The organism is Halomonas getboli, from assembly GCF_023094245.1.
Lineage (GTDB): Bacteria > Pseudomonadota > Gammaproteobacteria > Pseudomonadales > Halomonadaceae > Halomonas > Halomonas getboli.
This window is the reverse complement of the sequence record NZ_JALMEW010000008.1, coordinates 1-14,977: the sequence shown is the minus strand read 5'-3', so window position 1 is coordinate 14,977 and position 14,977 is coordinate 1. Positions and strand designations below refer to the sequence as shown.

General features: G+C 67.8%; 12 protein-coding genes. 11 read left to right on the top strand and 1 reads right to left on the bottom strand.

The window, feature by feature from the left end; genetic code table 11:
• The first annotated feature begins 75 nt into the window (after positions 1–75).
• The 3 genes from dnaE (at position 76) to tilS (ending at position 6,126) form a co-directional block, all read left to right on the top strand.
• Positions 76–3,585 (top strand): DNA polymerase III subunit alpha, encoded by a 3,510-nt coding sequence (gene dnaE / locus MYL53_RS14975; RefSeq protein WP_247854754.1) that lies wholly within the window; start codon positions 76–78, stop codon positions 3,583–3,585.
• A 127-nt stretch (positions 3,586–3,712) separates the two neighbouring features.
• Positions 3,713–4,666, top strand: a complete 954-nt coding sequence (locus MYL53_RS14970; RefSeq protein ID WP_247854753.1) for an acetyl-CoA carboxylase carboxyltransferase subunit alpha — start codon at positions 3,713–3,715, stop codon at positions 4,664–4,666.
• A 179-nt stretch (positions 4,667–4,845) separates the two neighbouring features.
• On the top strand, positions 4,846–6,126 hold the full coding sequence (gene tilS / locus MYL53_RS14965; protein ID WP_247854752.1) for a tRNA lysidine(34) synthetase TilS: 1,281 nt from the start codon (positions 4,846–4,848) through the stop codon (positions 6,124–6,126).
• Between the two features lie 23 nt (positions 6,127–6,149).
• Here the strand turns inward: tilS and ppx are convergent, their stop codons facing one another.
• Positions 6,150–7,682 carry an exopolyphosphatase gene (gene ppx / locus MYL53_RS14960; protein ID WP_247854751.1) on the bottom strand — a complete coding sequence of 511 codons (1,533 nt, stop codon included), beginning with the start codon at positions 7,680–7,682 and terminating at the stop codon, positions 6,150–6,152.
• Between the two features lie 444 nt (positions 7,683–8,126).
• Here ppx and rho point away from each other — a divergent pair, with 444 nt between their 5' ends.
• The 8 genes from rho (at position 8,127) to MYL53_RS14925 (ending at position 14,486) form a co-directional block, all read left to right on the top strand.
• Complete coding sequence (gene rho, locus MYL53_RS14955; RefSeq protein WP_016853467.1) at positions 8,127–9,386, top strand: transcription termination factor Rho; 1,260 nt, start codon at positions 8,127–8,129, stop codon at positions 9,384–9,386.
• A gap of 335 nt (positions 9,387–9,721) precedes the next feature.
• Positions 9,722–11,215, top strand: a complete 1,494-nt coding sequence (gene ubiD / locus MYL53_RS14950; protein WP_247854750.1) for a 4-hydroxy-3-polyprenylbenzoate decarboxylase — start codon at positions 9,722–9,724, stop codon at positions 11,213–11,215.
• Positions 11,212–11,997: an NAD(P)H-flavin reductase gene (locus MYL53_RS14945; RefSeq protein WP_247854749.1), complete on the top strand. Its 786-nt coding sequence runs from the start codon at positions 11,212–11,214 to the stop codon at positions 11,995–11,997. Before ubiD ends, MYL53_RS14945 begins: the two co-directional genes overlap by 4 nt.
• Positions 11,994–12,707 carry a dihydromonapterin reductase gene (gene folM, locus MYL53_RS14940; protein WP_247854748.1) on the top strand — a complete coding sequence of 238 codons (714 nt, stop codon included), beginning with the start codon at positions 11,994–11,996 and terminating at the stop codon, positions 12,705–12,707. The genes MYL53_RS14945 and folM overlap by 4 nt, the downstream gene beginning before the upstream one ends.
• A gap of 64 nt (positions 12,708–12,771) precedes the next feature.
• Positions 12,772–12,900, top strand: a complete 129-nt coding sequence (locus MYL53_RS17290) for a hypothetical protein (RefSeq protein ID WP_282103611.1) — start codon at positions 12,772–12,774, stop codon at positions 12,898–12,900.
• 78 nt (positions 12,901–12,978) lie between these two features.
• Positions 12,979–13,125: a hypothetical protein gene (locus MYL53_RS14935; RefSeq protein WP_247854747.1), complete on the top strand. Its 147-nt coding sequence runs from the start codon at positions 12,979–12,981 to the stop codon at positions 13,123–13,125.
• A 122-nt stretch (positions 13,126–13,247) separates the two neighbouring features.
• Positions 13,248–13,412 (top strand): hypothetical protein, encoded by a 165-nt coding sequence (locus MYL53_RS14930; RefSeq protein ID WP_247854746.1) that lies wholly within the window; start codon positions 13,248–13,250, stop codon positions 13,410–13,412.
• Between the two features lie 6 nt (positions 13,413–13,418).
• Positions 13,419–14,486 (top strand): 3-deoxy-7-phosphoheptulonate synthase, encoded by a 1,068-nt coding sequence (locus tag MYL53_RS14925; RefSeq protein ID WP_247854745.1) that lies wholly within the window; start codon positions 13,419–13,421, stop codon positions 14,484–14,486.
• Positions 14,487–14,977: the final 491 nt, after the last annotated feature.

The window sequence follows — 14,977 nt, the reverse complement described above, 5'->3', positions numbered from 1 at the left end:
AGACGGGCCGTGCCGGCCGGTCTCCGCTCCGGTGACAGCGTCGACTTATTTCCTTTCACCAAGCCCGAGTCCGCCATGACCGCTCCCTTCGTTCATCTCCGTGTGCACAGCGAATTCTCCCTGGTCGATGGCCTGGTGCGTCTCAAGCCGCTGATCAAGGCGGCGGGCAGCCAGAACGTGCCCGCGCTGGCGCTCACCGACGAGGCCAACCTCTTCGCCCTGGTCAAGTTCTACGGCGGCGCCCAGGGCGCCGGCCTCAAGCCGATCATCGGCGGCGACTTCTGGCTCGCCAACCCCCACGACGAGGCGCACCCCTACCGGCTGACGCTGCTGGCGATGAACGATGTCGGCTATCGCAACCTCACCGAGCTGATCTCGCGGGGCTGGATGGAAGGCCAGAAGGATGGCGTGGCGCTGCTGGACCGCCGCTGGGTGCTCGAGCAAAGCGAGGGGCTGATCGCCCTGTCCGGCGGCCGCGAGGGCGACGTCGGCCGTCACCTGCTGACCGATCACCACGCCGAGGCCCGGGCCTTGCTCGAGGAATGGCAGGCCGCCTTCCCGGGGCGCTACTACCTGGAACTGACCCGTACCGGCCGGCCGCTGGAAGAGGAGTGCGTGCACCTCTCGGTGGATCTCGCCGTTACGACCGGCACCCCGGTGGTGGCCACCAACGACGTGCGCTTCCTCGAGCGCGAGGACTTCTGGGCTCACGAGACCCGGGTCTCGATCGGCGAGGGCAAGGCGCTGGACGACCCGCGCCGCGAGCGTCGCTACACCGAGGAGCAGTACTTCAAGAGCCCCGAGGAAATGGCCGAGCTGTTCGCGGACATTCCCGAGGCGCTGGAAAACAGCGTGATGATCGCCGCGCGCTGCAACGTCGACGTGCGCCTGGGTGAGATCTTCCTGCCGGAATACGGCATCCCCGAGGGCATGACCCAGGAGGAGTTCTTCCGCAAGATCTCCCACGACGGCCTGACCGAGCGCCTGGATTTCCTCTACCCGGTGGAGAAGTATCCGCGCGACGGCGCCGAGTACGCCGAGATCGATGCCCGCTACCGCAAGCGGCTCGACTTCGAGCTCGACATCATCCTGCAGATGGGCTTCCCGGGCTACTTCCTGATCGTGATGGATTTCATCCAGTGGGCCAAGGACAACGACGTCCCGGTGGGCCCGGGGCGGGGCTCCGGCGCCGGCTCGCTGGTGGCCTACGCGCAGAAGATCACCGATCTGGATCCACTCGAGTACGACCTGCTGTTCGAGCGCTTCCTCAACCCCGAGCGCGTCTCGATGCCCGACTTCGACGTCGACTTCTGCATGGAGAAGCGCGACCGGGTGATCGACTACGTGGCCGAGCGCTACGGCCGCGATGCCGTCTCGCAGATCGTCACCTTCGGCACCATGGCCGCCAAGGCGGTGGTGCGCGACGTGGCCCGCGCCCAGGGCAAGCCCTACTCGCTGGGTGACAAGCTGTCCAAGCTGATTCCGTTCGAGGTCGGGATGACCCTGGCCAAGGCCATCGAGGACGAGCCCCAGCTCAAGGAGTTCCTCGACGCCGACGAGGAGGCCCAGGAGATCTGGGACATGGCGGTCAAGCTCGAGGGCATCACCCGCGGCACCGGCAAGCACGCCGGCGGCGTGGTGATCGCGCCGACCAAGCTCACCGACTTCGCGCCGCTGCTGTGCGACGAGGACGGCAACGGCCTGGTGGTGCAGTTCGACAAGAACGACATCGAGGACGCCGGGCTGGTCAAGTTCGACTTCCTGGGCCTGCGCACCCTGACCATCATCGACTGGGCGCTGGAAATGGTCGACAAGGTGCGCGCCTCCGAAGGGCAGGGGCCGTTGAACATCGACGCCATCCCACTCGATGACAAGCCGACCTTCGAGATGCTCAAGAAGGCCGAGACCACGGCGGTGTTCCAGCTCGAATCCCGCGGCATGAAGGAGCTGATCAAGCGCCTGCTGCCGGACTCGCTGGAAGACATGATCGCCCTGGTGGCGCTGTTCCGCCCGGGCCCGCTGCAGTCGGGCATGGTCGATGACTTCATCAACCGCAAGCACGGCCGGGCGGAGATTTCCTATCCCCACCCGGACTACCAGCACGAGCTGCTCAAGCCGGTGCTGGAGCCCACCTACGGCATCATCCTGTATCAGGAGCAGGTGATGCAGATCGCCCAGGTGATGGCGGGATACTCCCTGGGGCAGGCCGACATGCTGCGCCGCGCCATGGGCAAGAAGAAGCCCGAGGAGATGGCCAAGCAGCGCGCCGGTTTCATGGAGGGCTGCGCCGAGAATGGCATCGACAAGGATCTGGCGGGCAACATCTTCGACCTGGTGGAGAAGTTCGCCGGCTACGGCTTCAACAAGTCGCACTCGGCGGCCTATGGCCTGGTGTCCTATCAGACCGCCTGGCTGAAGGCGCACTATCCGGGGCCCTTCATGGCGGCGGTGATGTCCACCGAGATGGACAACCTCGACAAGGTGGTACCGCTGATCGAGGAATGCCGCCACATCGGGCTCACGGTGACGCCGCCGGACGTCAACGTCGGCGGCTACAAGTTCACCGTCGATGCCGAGGGTCGGGTGGTCTACGGCCTGGGCGCGATCCGCGGCGTCGGCGAGGGCCCCATCGGCGCCATCGTCGAGGCCCGTGAGGAGGGCGGTGCCTTCCGCGACCTGTTCGACTTCTGCAAGCGGGTCGACCCCAAGCGCATGAACAAGCGCACTCTCGAGGCGCTGATCCGCTCCGGGGCACTGGACAATCTGGGGCCGAGCCGCGCGGTGATGGCCGCCTCGCTGGAGGCCGCGCTCAAGGCCGCGGCCCAGAACCAGACCAACCAGAACCTGGGCATGATGGACATGTTCGGCGAGGCCTTCGCCGCCTCGGACGAGGAAGACGACGCCGACGTCTACGCCGACTACCGCGGCGTCCGCGACTGGACCGACAAGGAGCGCCTGGGCGGCGAGAAGGACACCCTAGGGCTCTATCTCACCGGCCATCCCATCGACGAGTACGAGAAGGAGCTCGAGCGCTTCGTCTCCACCCGCATCGGCGACCTCAAGCCGTCCCGCGAGCCGCAGCGCGTCGCCGGACTGGTGGTCGGCATGCGCACCATGAAGTCCAAGCGCGGCGACACCATGGCCTTCGTCACCCTGGATGACCGCACCGGCCGCATCGAGGCCTCGCTGTTCGGCGAGCTGTTCGATCAGGTGCGCAACCGCCTGGACACCGATCAGGTGCTGATCGTCGAGGGCGAGGTGCAGAGCGACGACTACTCGGGCGGGCTTCGCCTGCGCGGCAAGGACATCACGCCGATGGTCGACGCCCGCACCCGCTACGGCCAGGCGGTGGAGCTGGCGCTGGACGGCGAGCGCGCCAACGGCCGGCTGGTCGACAGCCTGCGCGACAGCCTGGCGCCCTATCGCAGCGGCGAAGGCCTGCCGGTGCGGCTGCGCTACCGCAGCGCCGCGGCCAGCGGCTGGCTGGAACTGGCCGAGGAATGGCGGGTCACGCCCTCCGACGAGCTGTTGATCGCGCTGCGCGAGGTCGAGGGCCAGGACGGCGTTCGCCTGCGCTACCGTTGATTCCGACTGCACCGACAATGTGCAGGCACCCTGGCTCGTCTTGCGTGGACGTGTCAGGGTGCGATAATGCACACCGTTTGACGCTTCCCCCCGGTCGCCTCTTCGGCCGACGAGACAAGGCTATCCCATGAACCCCAACTACCTAGACTTCGAACAGCCCATCGCCGAGCTCCAGGCCAAGATCGAGGAGCTGCGCCTGGTCGGCAACGACAGCCAGGTCAACCTGAGCGACGAGATCGGCCGGCTCGAGGAGAAGAGTCGCAAGCTCACCGAGTCGATCTTCAAGGATCTGACCGCCTGGCAGGTGTCTCAGCTGTCGCGCCACCCGCAGCGCCCCTACACCCTCGACTATCTCGAGCACGTCTTCACCGACTTCGACGAGCTGCACGGCGATCGCAACTTCGCCGACGACGCGGCCCTGGTCGGCGGCGTGGCGCGCCTGAACGACAAGCCGGTGATGGTCATCGGCCACCAGAAGGGCCGCGACGTCAAGGAGAAGGTGCGTCGCAACTTCGGCATGCCGCGCCCCGAGGGCTACCGCAAGGCCTGCCGCCTGATGGAGATGGCCGAGCGCTTCAAGATGCCGGTGCTGACCTTCATCGACACCCCCGGCGCCTATCCGGGCATCGATGCCGAGGAGCGCGGCCAGAGCGAGGCCATCGCCTACAACCTGGCGGTGATGTCGCGGCTCAAGACGCCGATCGTCTCCACCGTGGTGGGTGAGGGTGGCTCCGGCGGCGCGCTGGCCATCGGCGTGTGCGACGAGCTGGCCATGCTGCAGTACTCCACCTATTCGGTGATCTCGCCCGAGGGCTGCGCCTCCATCCTGTGGAAGAGCGCCGAAAAGGCCTCCGATGCCGCCCAGGCCATGGGCATCACCGCCGAGCGCCTTAAGGAGCTGGGCTTCGTCGATACCCTGATCCCCGAGCCGCTGGGCGGCGCGCATCGCAAGCCGGTGGACACCGCCGAGCGCATCCGTACCGCGCTGACCGAGAGCCTCGAACGCCTCGAGGGCATGGAGACCGACGAGCTGCTCGAGCGTCGCTACAAGCGCCTGATGTCCTACGGCGCCCCCGTCTGATATCGGGCCTTTCTGCGCTCGATCTGGCGGTGTTGGAGAAGACCTCATCCTGCTCATTTAGCCGCAAGTAAACTCCGCGGCTTCGGTCTTCTCCGCCTAGCCAGATCGTCGCTCGAAGAGGCCTCTGGCTTGGGTGGTGACAGCGTTGCCATCGACATGCCTGAGATGGCTCTCTATTCATGACCCTCGAGCTTTCTTCCCTGCAAGCCACGATCGACAGCGCCCTGGCGGAGACCCCGCCGGGGCGCTGCGTGTGGGTGGCGCTCTCCGGCGGGCTCGATTCCGCGCTTCTGCTGACCCTGGCCGCCGATGCCTGCCGGCGCCATCCGCGGCCGCTGCGGGCGCTGCACGTGCATCACGGCCTGCAGGCCGCCGGCGACGGCTTCGAGCGCCACTGCCGGCGGCTGTGCTCGCGCCTCGGGGTGCCGCTGTTCGTGGAGCGCGTTGCGGTCGATGCCGCGGCGGGGCGGGGGCTCGAGGGCGAGGCTCGCGAGGCGCGCTATGCGGCCTTCGTGCGTCGCGTCGCCGCCGGCGAGACCCTGTGGCTGGCCCAGCACCGCGACGACCAGGCCGAGACCTTCCTGCTGGCGGCGCTGCGCGGTGCCGGCTCTCGCGGGCTCGCGGCCATGCCGCCGATGCGCGACCTCGACGGGCGTCGCCTCGTCCGCCCGCTGCTCGACGCTCCCCGTGCGGCGCTGGAGGCCGAGGCCGGGTCTCTGGCCCTTGCCTGGGTCGAGGACCCGAGCAACGCCGACACCGCCATGGATCGCAACTTCCTGCGCCATCGGGCGCTGCCGCTGCTGGCCGAGCGCTGGCCGGACGCCGCGGAGGCGCTCGCGCGCAGCGCGGCGCTGGCCGGTGAGGCCGACGGCCTGCTCGAGGAGTTCGCCGCCGAGGATCTGGCGCGACTCGGCGGCGATCCCGCGCGTCTTTCCTGCGAGGCCCTGCGCGGGCTCTCACTGCCGCGCCGCCGGCTGCTGATTCGCCACTGTCTCGAGCGAGAGGGCCTGCCACGGCCGCCGGCCGCTCGTCTCTCGACGCTGCTCGAACAGCTCGAGGCGCGCCGCGACGCCGAGGTCCGCGTCGTCTGGGAGAGCGCCGAGGCGCGGGTCTGGCGCGGGGCGTTGTACCTGCTGGCGCCGGCGGCGTCGCTGCCGACCGCGTGGCGCGCCGACTGGGATGGCCGAGCGCCGCTGTCCACGCCGCTGGGGGTGCTGACGAGAGGGCTGCTTCGTGAGGATAGGGAACCGGTCAGGCTGACGCTGGTGCCGCGGTTGGGCGGCGAGCGGCTGCGCCTGGCGGGCCGAGGACGACGCGATCTCAAACGCCTGCTGCAGGAGTGGGGCCTGCCGCCCTGGGAGCGGGCCGGCCTGATCGTCGCCTGGCACGGCGATGACGTGGTGGCGGTGGGGCGGCCCTCGGGCTGGCTGGCCTGCGCCGAGGGCTGGCGACGCGGCTGAGTGGGCTCGGCCGGCGTCCGGGGTCAGTCGGCGTCGAGGATCAGCGTCAGCTCGGCGGCCTGCTGGTAGGCGGCTTCCTGTTCCAGGTCGGCGAGCAGCAGGCCGGATTCCTCCGCGGCGAGGCCGAGCCGCAGGCCGGCATCGCCCTCGGCTGCGAGCGTCGGCGCCTCGGGCGGCTGTTCGGGTCGCGAATGGTTGAGGATCACCGCCAGGCGCAGCAGTCGGGCCAGCCGCGACATGGCGGGTCGCTCGGTGGCGGGCAGTGCCTGCCACTCCTTGAGCGGGAACTTGCGCCGGTGGGCGCGGACCAGGAAGGCCAGCTGGCGCTGATCGGGGCGCGAGAAGCCGGCCAGGTCGGAGTGCTCCAGCAGGTAGGCGCCGTGGCGGTGGAACTGGCTGTGGGAGATCGCCAGGCCGATCTCGTGGAGCCGGCTGGCCCACTCCAGGAAGCGCGCCTGATCCTCGCCGAGCTGCCAGGCCTTGCGCACCTGCGCGAACAGCGCCAGCGCCGTGGCGGCGACGTTGTCGGCCTGGCGCGCATCGACGGCGTAGAGGCGCTCGAGGTTGGCCAGGGTCTTGAGCCGCGAGTCCTCGGGGCTGTTGCGGCCGGCCAGGTCGTAGAGCACGCCTTCGCGCAGGGCGCCGTCGGAGTAGCGCATCTCCTCCAGCTCGAAGGCTTCGAAGATGGCGCCGAGAATGGCGATGCCGGCGGGGAAGACGCGGGCGCGGTCGGCCTTGAGGCCGTCCATGGCGACCTTGTCCAGGCGCTTGCACTTGAGCAGTCGCTTGCGCAGGTCGGCAAGGCCCTGGCGGGTGATCACGCCCTCGGGCGACGTGCCGGTGGCGGCGATCACCGCCGCGGCGGCCTTGATGGTGCCGCTGGAGCCGACCGGATCGCTCCAGCCGAGCTTCTGGAACGGTTTGCGGATATTGGCCAGTTCGGAGAGCGCGGCCAGTTCGGCGCGGCGCATGCGCTTCTCGGTGATCTCGCCGCCGTCGAAGAAGCGTCGCGTATAGGTCACGCAGCCCATGCTCAGGCTTTCCAGAGCCTGGGGCTCGAAGTGCTCGCCGATGATGAACTCGGTGGAGCCGCCGCCGATGTCGACGATCAGCCGGCGGCCGTCTTCGGCCACGGCGTGTGCGGCGCCCAGGTAGATCAGGCGCGCTTCCTCACGGCCGGCGATGATCTCGATGCGGGTGCCGAGCAGCGCCTCGGCGCGATCGATGAAGTCCTGGCTGTTGTCGGCGTCGCGCAGGGCGTTGGTGCCGACCACGCGCAGGTCTCCGGGCGCGATGTCCTCGAGGAAGGGGGCGAAGCGGGCCAGACAGTCCAGCGCCCGGGTCATGGCGTCCTCGTTGAGTCGGCCGTCGTCGTCGATGCCGGCGGCGAGCTGCACCTTGTCGCCCTGGCGGGCGACGACCTGCAGGCGATCGTCTCGATAGTTGGCCACCAGCAGGTGAAAGCTGTTCGAGCCGAGGTCGATGGCGGCAAGTCGGCGGGGAGCGAGGTCGGGGTCGCCGGCAGCGAGGGAGGGCCGGTCCGTGGGCGTGGTCATGGCGGATCCTTCAGAGGCACTGGCCAAAGGTTGCGGGCCTCCCTCAGGCTTGTCAATCGCGCCGGGGCGGGGAGGACGCCCGGGTATTGCGTTTCCCTTCGGCCTTGACTAGTATCGGGTCGTTCGCCTGTTCCGAATGCTTCCCGACCGTACATGGCAACCACGCCACGGTCATTTTTCCAAGTCGTCAGTTAGCCCTCTGCAATCAGCCTTCTTCGCGGCCCACGGCCCGATGCGCTGATTTCAGGCGAAAACGAACCTGCTCCCTCGCTTCCGAGACTGGCCCGGCACCTTCATTGGTCGCCTGCCCGTGGCCATGACCCGCATTCGACGAGAGGCAGCCTGTCCGGGCTCTGAACGCATCCACGCGGCGTTAATGTCTCGCCTCTTTTCTCATACGGCGCACGACTGCCCGGCTTTCACGAGCAACTTCTGAACACACCGATGAATCTTACCGAACTCAAGCAAAAGCCCGTGCCGGAACTCCTGGAGATCGCCCGCGAGATGGGCATCGACAACCTGGCACGTTCCCGCAAGCAGGACATCATCTTCGCCATCCTCAAGAAGCACGCCAAGAGCGGCGAGGCCATCTACGGCGACGGCGTGCTGGAAATCCTGCAGGACGGGTTCGGCTTCCTGCGCAGTGCCGACAGTTCCTACATGGCCGGCCCCGATGATATCTATGTGTCGCCTTCCCAGATCCGGCGCTTCAACCTGCGCAAGGGCGATTCCATCTCCGGCAAGATTCGTCCGCCCAAGGAAGGGGAGCGTTACTTCGCACTGTTGAAGGTCAGCGAGATCAACTTCGACAAGCCGGAGAACGCCAAGCACAAGATCCTCTTCGAGAACCTCACGCCGCTGTTCCCCCAGGAGCGGCTGCGCATGGAGATCGGCAACGGTTCCACCGAGGATCTCACCGCGCGGATCATCGATCTGACCGCTCCCATCGGCAAGGGCCAGCGCGGCCTGCTCGTCTCGCCGCCCAAGGCGGGCAAGACGCTGATGCTGCAGAACATCGCGACCTCGATCACGCGTAACAACCCCGAGTGCCACCTGATCGTGCTGCTGATCGACGAGCGGCCCGAGGAGGTCACCGAGATGTCGCGCACCGTGCGCGGCGAGGTGGTGGCCTCGACCTTCGACGAGCCGCCGGCCCGCCACGTGCAGGTCGCCGAGATGGTGATCGAGAAGGCCAAGCGCCTGGTCGAGCACAAGAAGGACGTGGTCATCCTGCTCGACTCCATCACCCGTCTGGCGCGCGCCTACAACACCGTGGTGCCGTCTTCCGGCAAGGTGCTGACCGGCGGCGTCGACGCCCACGCCCTCGAGAAGCCCAAGCGCTTCTTCGGCGCGGCGCGCAACATCGAGGAAGGCGGCAGCCTGACCATCATCGCCACGGCGCTGGTCGATACCGGCTCCAAGATGGACGAGGTGATCTTCGAGGAGTTCAAGGGCACCGGCAACATGGAGGCCCACCTGGACCGCAAGCTCGCCGAGAAGCGCGTCTACCCGGCTCTCAACATCCGTCGCTCCGGCACCCGCCGCGAGGATCTGATCGCCTCCGAGGACGAGATGCAGCGCATGTGGATCCTGCGCAAGCTGCTCAACCCGATGGACGACACCGCGGCCACCGAGTTCCTGATCGATCGCCTGAAGGATACCAAGACCAACCTCGAGTTCTTCGAGGCCATGAAACGGCGTTGATCCTCTCGGCAGGATGAGGTCGGATCTAACGGCTGGCCTGACGTCGCGGCTATCTCGGCGACAGGCCTTCGCGGAGGCGCTGTGAACCCATCCATGGGCGCTACCGATGCCCTGCGGCGCTCTCGCGTCCTGCTCCGCTTGCAGGGCCGGTGCTGGCCATCCATGGCCAGCCCGTTCGGAGGAATCCTCCTCACCCCTGGCATAGGACCTCCGCTTCGGCCTGTCCCCGACGCCGCTTCGCTAGAGCGGTGATCACATCGCCCAGGCGCAGCATCCCGAAGGGGCAGCATGCTATGCTGCCCCTTTTGCGTCGTTCGGGATAACGGGAAGGCCGCATGAAGTACAAGGACCTGCGCGAGTTCATCGCCGCGCTGGAAGAGCAGGGCGAGCTCAGGCGCGTCACCGCCGAGGTGGATCCCTACCTCGAGATCACCGAGATCTGCGACCGCACCCTGCGGGCCGGCGGACCGGCGCTGCTGTTCGAGAACGTCAAGGGCCACGACATGCCGCTGCTCGGCAACCTCTTCGGCACGCCTAAACGGGTCGCCCTGGGCATGGGCCAGGAATCGGTCAGCGCGCTGCGCGAGGTCGGCGAGCTGCTGGCCTTCCTCAAGGAGCCGGAGCCGCCCAAGGGCTTCCGCGACGCCCTCGACAAGCTGCCGGTCTACAAGCAGGTGATGAGCATGGGCCCCAAGCGGCTCAAGCGCGCGCCGGTGCAGGAGGTGGTGCTCGAGGGCGATGACGTCGACCTCGATCGCCTGCCGATCCAGCACTGCTGGCCCGGCGACGCCGCGCCGCTGGTGACCTGGCCGCTGGTGATCACCAAGGGGCCGCGCAAGTCGCGCCAGAACCTCGGCATCTATCGCCAGCAGAAGCTCTCGCGCAATCGCCTGATCATGCGCTGGCTGTCCCATCGCGGCGGCGCCCTGGACTATCAGGAGTGGTGCCGCGAGCATCCCGGCGAGCCCTTCCCGGTGGCGGTGGCGCTGGGCGCTGACCCGGCGACCATCCTCGGCGCCGTGACGCCGGTGCCGGACTCGCTCTCCGAGTACGCCTTCGCCGGGCTCTTGAGAGGTTCGCGCACCGAGCTGGTCAAGTGCGGCCACGCCGACCTCGAGGTGCCGGCCTCGGCCGAGATCATCCTCGAGGGCTTCCTGTACCCCGACGATACCGCCCCGGAAGGCCCCTACGGCGATCACACCGGCTACTACAACGAGGTGGAGACCTTCCCGGTGTTCACGGTCACGCGCATGACCATGCGTCGCGATGCCGTCTATCACTCCACCTACACCGGCCGTCCGCCGGACGAGCCCGCGGTGCTGGGGCTGGCGCTGAACGAGGTGTTCGTGCCGATCCTGCGCCGCCAGTTCCCCGAGATCGTCGACTTCTACCTGCCCCCGGAAGGCTGCTCCTACCGCATGGCCGTGGTGACGATGAAGAAGCAGTATCCCGGCCACGCCAAGCGGGTGATGATGGGCGTGTGGAGCTTCCTGCGCCAGTTCATGTACACCAAGTTCGTGGTGGTGCTCGACGACGACGTCAGCGCCCGCGACTGGCAGGACGTGATCTGGGCCATCACTACCCGCATGGACCCGGCGCGGGACACGGTGATGGTGGAGAACACGCCCATCGACTACCTGGATTTCGCCTCCCCGGTGGCGGGCCTGGGCTCCAAGATGGGCCTGGACGCCACCGACAAGTGGCCCGGCGAGACCGACCGAGAATGGGGCACGCCCATCGTCATGGACGAGGCCGTCAAGGCCCGCGTCAGCGAGCGCTGGAACGAGCTGGGCATTGAACTCCCCGATAACGACAAGAGGCATTCATGACGGCAAGGACCCTGACCTGCCAGGTCGTCGAGGTCGAGGACCTCACCCCCGACGTCTTCCGGGTGCGCCTGGAAGGCCGCGCCGAGGCCATGGCCCACGCGCCCGGCCAGTATCTGGAGATGGAGCTCGACCCCGAGACCTGGGTGCCGTTCTCCATCGCCAGTGCCCATTCGGGCGACGGCCGCCTGGAGCTGCACATCCAGCACTGGCCGGAGCGCTCCAACTCGGCGCGACTGCGCGAGCTGCTGGTGGAGGCGCAGCATCTGACCCTGCGGCTGCCGAGCGGCGACTGCGTGCTAGACCCCGGCAGCACACGCCCGCTGTTGCTGGTGGCCGCCGGCACCGGTTTCGCCCAGATGAAGGCGATCGTCGAGGCGGCGCTGCACGCCGATCCGGCGAGGGAGATCGCCCTGTGGTGGGCGGCCAAGGAGCGCCGCGAGCTCTATCTCGAGAGCCTGGCCCGGGAGTGGGCGGCTCAGCATCCGAACGTGGCCTTCCATGCGGTCGCCGAGCAGGGCATGAGCGACGACTTCGCCGCCGAACGCGTCCAAGGGCATGCCGGACGCATCGACGCGGCGCTGGGCGAGGCCCTGGACGACGTTGACGTCTCCGGCCATGACGTCTATCTCTCCGGCTCGCCGGGGATGGTCTACGCCTGCGTCGACGTGCTGGCCTCGCTGGGCCTCGAGCCGTCGCGGGTGTTCTCCGACGTCTTCGCCTACGCGCCGCGCGATCCGCTGGTGCCCACCGTGGGCAGCCTGGTGAGGGAAGGGCGGGCATGAGCGCCTCGCCGATCCTGATTACCGGTGGCGCCCAGCGCCTGGGGCGGCACTGTGTCGAGCGCCTGGTCGACGAGGGGCATCCGGTGATCATCAGCTACCGCCGCGAGCGCGAGGAACTCGAGGCGCTGCGGCGCCGCGGCGTCGTCACCCTGCAGGCCGACTTCGCCAGCCAGGAAGGCATCGAGGATTTCCTCGAACGCCTGCGGGCCGAGACGTCCTCGCTGCGCGCCATCGTCCACAACGCCAGCGACTGGGCGCCGGACGTCGCCGGGCCCGAGGCCGGGGACAACTTCGAGCGGCTGTTCCGGGTGCACATGCTGGCGCCGTACCTGATCAACCTCGGCGCCCGCGATCTGCTCGAGGCCTGCAGCGAGCCGATGCGCGACATCGTGCACATGACCGACTTCGTGGCCAGCAAGGGCTCGCGCAAGCACGCCGCCTACGCCGCCTCCAAGGCCGGGCTCGAGAACCTGACGCTGTCGTTCGCCGCCATGTATGCGCCGTCGATCCAGGTCAACGCCATCGCCCCGGCGATGATCATGCTCAATGACGACGATGACGAGGCCTACGCCGAGAAGGCCAGGGCCAAGTCGGCGATGGGACTGATCCCGGGGCCTGGCGTGATCCACCAGAGCCTGCGCTACCTGCTCGATAACCGCTACGTGACGGGCATTACCCTGCCGGTGGATGGCGGACGTCATTTGCGCTGATGCTCGCCGCCGAACGGCAATCTGCCTAGACTGGCGATATTTCCGAGGCGACGAGGAGGCCTCCATGCCGATGCATGATGATGAGTTCCACGACGACAGCGGACTGCTGGCCGTCTTCCTGGGCCTGGCGGTGCTGGTCGGCATGAGCTGCCTGCCGGCTACCATCGCCTGGATCCGGCTCGCCACCGGCTGAGCCTTGCCATCCGGTCCGCGAGCGGGCAGGATGGAGTCAGTTTTCAGGACATCCTTAACACGAACCGTCGAGAGCCCCATGACACCGAGCCCGTCCCTGATCCCGCGCAGCCCGATCACCGCCTCCCCGGCGGTCATGGCCCGTGGTCACGAGACCGTCTCCGCTGTCGCCTGTTATTGGCAGGGCTACTGGTTTAGCGCCGGCGTGCCGGCGGCCGAGTCCTGATCGCACAGGACGACGCCGCGAGGCACGCCCGCCAAGGGTTGCCTCCGATACTCAGAACCCCCGGACGGCAGCCCCGCCCGGGGGTTCTGCGTTTCTGATATTCAACACTCGAGGAGACACTCATGACCGCATTCGATCGCCACCATGCCGAGTTCCGCACCCTGGGCCGGGACTATTACGGCTATGGCTGGCGATTTATCGACGTGCGGTCGGCTCAGTGCGCCACCTCCGACCGTGGGCTTGCCGGTGGCATGACCTTGTCCCGATCTTCATGCTCACGGAGTTGATGCCCCATGAACGCCCCCGTATCCCTTGCGACCACCGCTGAATCCGCCACCCGACGCAGCGCCCGTGCGCTGCCCACGCCGGCCGAGCTTCATCATGCCCTGTCGCTCGAGCCGGCGCTGGTCAGGCGCATCGAGGGCCAGCGCCAGGCCATTCGCGACATTCTCGCCGGTCGTGACGACCGCCTGCTGGTGGTCGTTGGTCCCTGTTCGATCCACGATCCCGAGTCCGCCCTCGAGTACGCCCGTCGCCTGGCCGAACTGGCGCCGCTTGTCGAAGATCGTCTGCTGCCGGTGATGCGTGTCTACGTCGAGAAGCCGCGCACCACGATCGGCTGGAAGGGGCTGGCCTACGATCCGGATCTGGACGGCAGCGGTGATCTGGCGCGCGGCCTGGAGCTATCCCGCTCGCTGATGCGCGAAATCGCCGGCCTCGGCCTGCCGGTGGCCACCGAGCTGCTGCAGCCGATGCTGGCGCCCTACCTCGATGACGTGCTGAGCTGGGTGGCAATCGGCGCCCGCACCACCGAGTCCCAGCTGCATCGCGAGCTGGCAAGCGGCCTGGATGCGGTGGTCGGCTTCAAGAACGCCACCAGCGGCGATCTGCAGGTGGCGGTGGACGCCATGCGTGCCGCTGCTCATTCGCATCAGCACTTCGCCATGGGGCCCGACGGCCATCCCGAGATGCGCGAGACGCCCGGCAATCCGCATACCCATGCGGTGCTGCGCGGCGGCCACGGTGAGCCCAACTTCCGCGCGCCTCAGGTGGCGGCGGCGCGGCGGACCCTGGAGGGCGCCGGCCAGAATCCGCGGCTGATGGTCGACTGCAGCCATGCCAACGCGCAGAAGGATCATCGCCGCCAGAGCGAGGTGATGCTCGACGTGCTGAACCAGCGCCTGGCGGGCGACGATGCCTTGATGGGGCTGATGCTGGAGAGCCACCTCCACGAGGGCAAGCAGCCGCTGGTCCCCGGCAAGCTGCGTCACGGGGTCTCGGTCACCGACGCCTGTATCGGCTGGGAGACCACCGAGCATCTGCTGACGACGGCGGCCGAGCGCCTGCGCCAGGGCAGCTGATCCGAGCCGTCCGGTAAGGCAGTGCGCCTCGCTCTTCTCTGGAGAGCGAGGCGTCTTGCTGTTGAAGGGGAGGACTTTTCTGCGCTCGCCACCTTCCTGAAAATAGTCCTTGCGTCGCGGCGGGAGAATCCGTAAAGTACGCATCCGCTGCCGGCGACGGGCAACGTTGCAGGCGGTGATGAGTGGTAGAAGCACTTGTTTTTCTTGGGGTTTTTCGAAGGTTGTCGAAAACGCCCGATTGACAAGTCCGCCGGAAACGGTAGAATGCTCACCGCTCGATCGGACATCGCTTCAGACACTGGAGTCGATCGCTCGGTCATCCGCTTCGCTTCCTCGGAGGCTTGAAGGTCACCGGTTGACACGGCGCGCCGATCACGTAGAATACGCCTTCCTCGCAGGGCGCCGGCCGAACGGCCAGGCAGATGCGAGACGCTCTTCTCTTCGTTGAGTCGAGCTGCTCTTTAACAATCGATCAGATAATTCATGTGGGC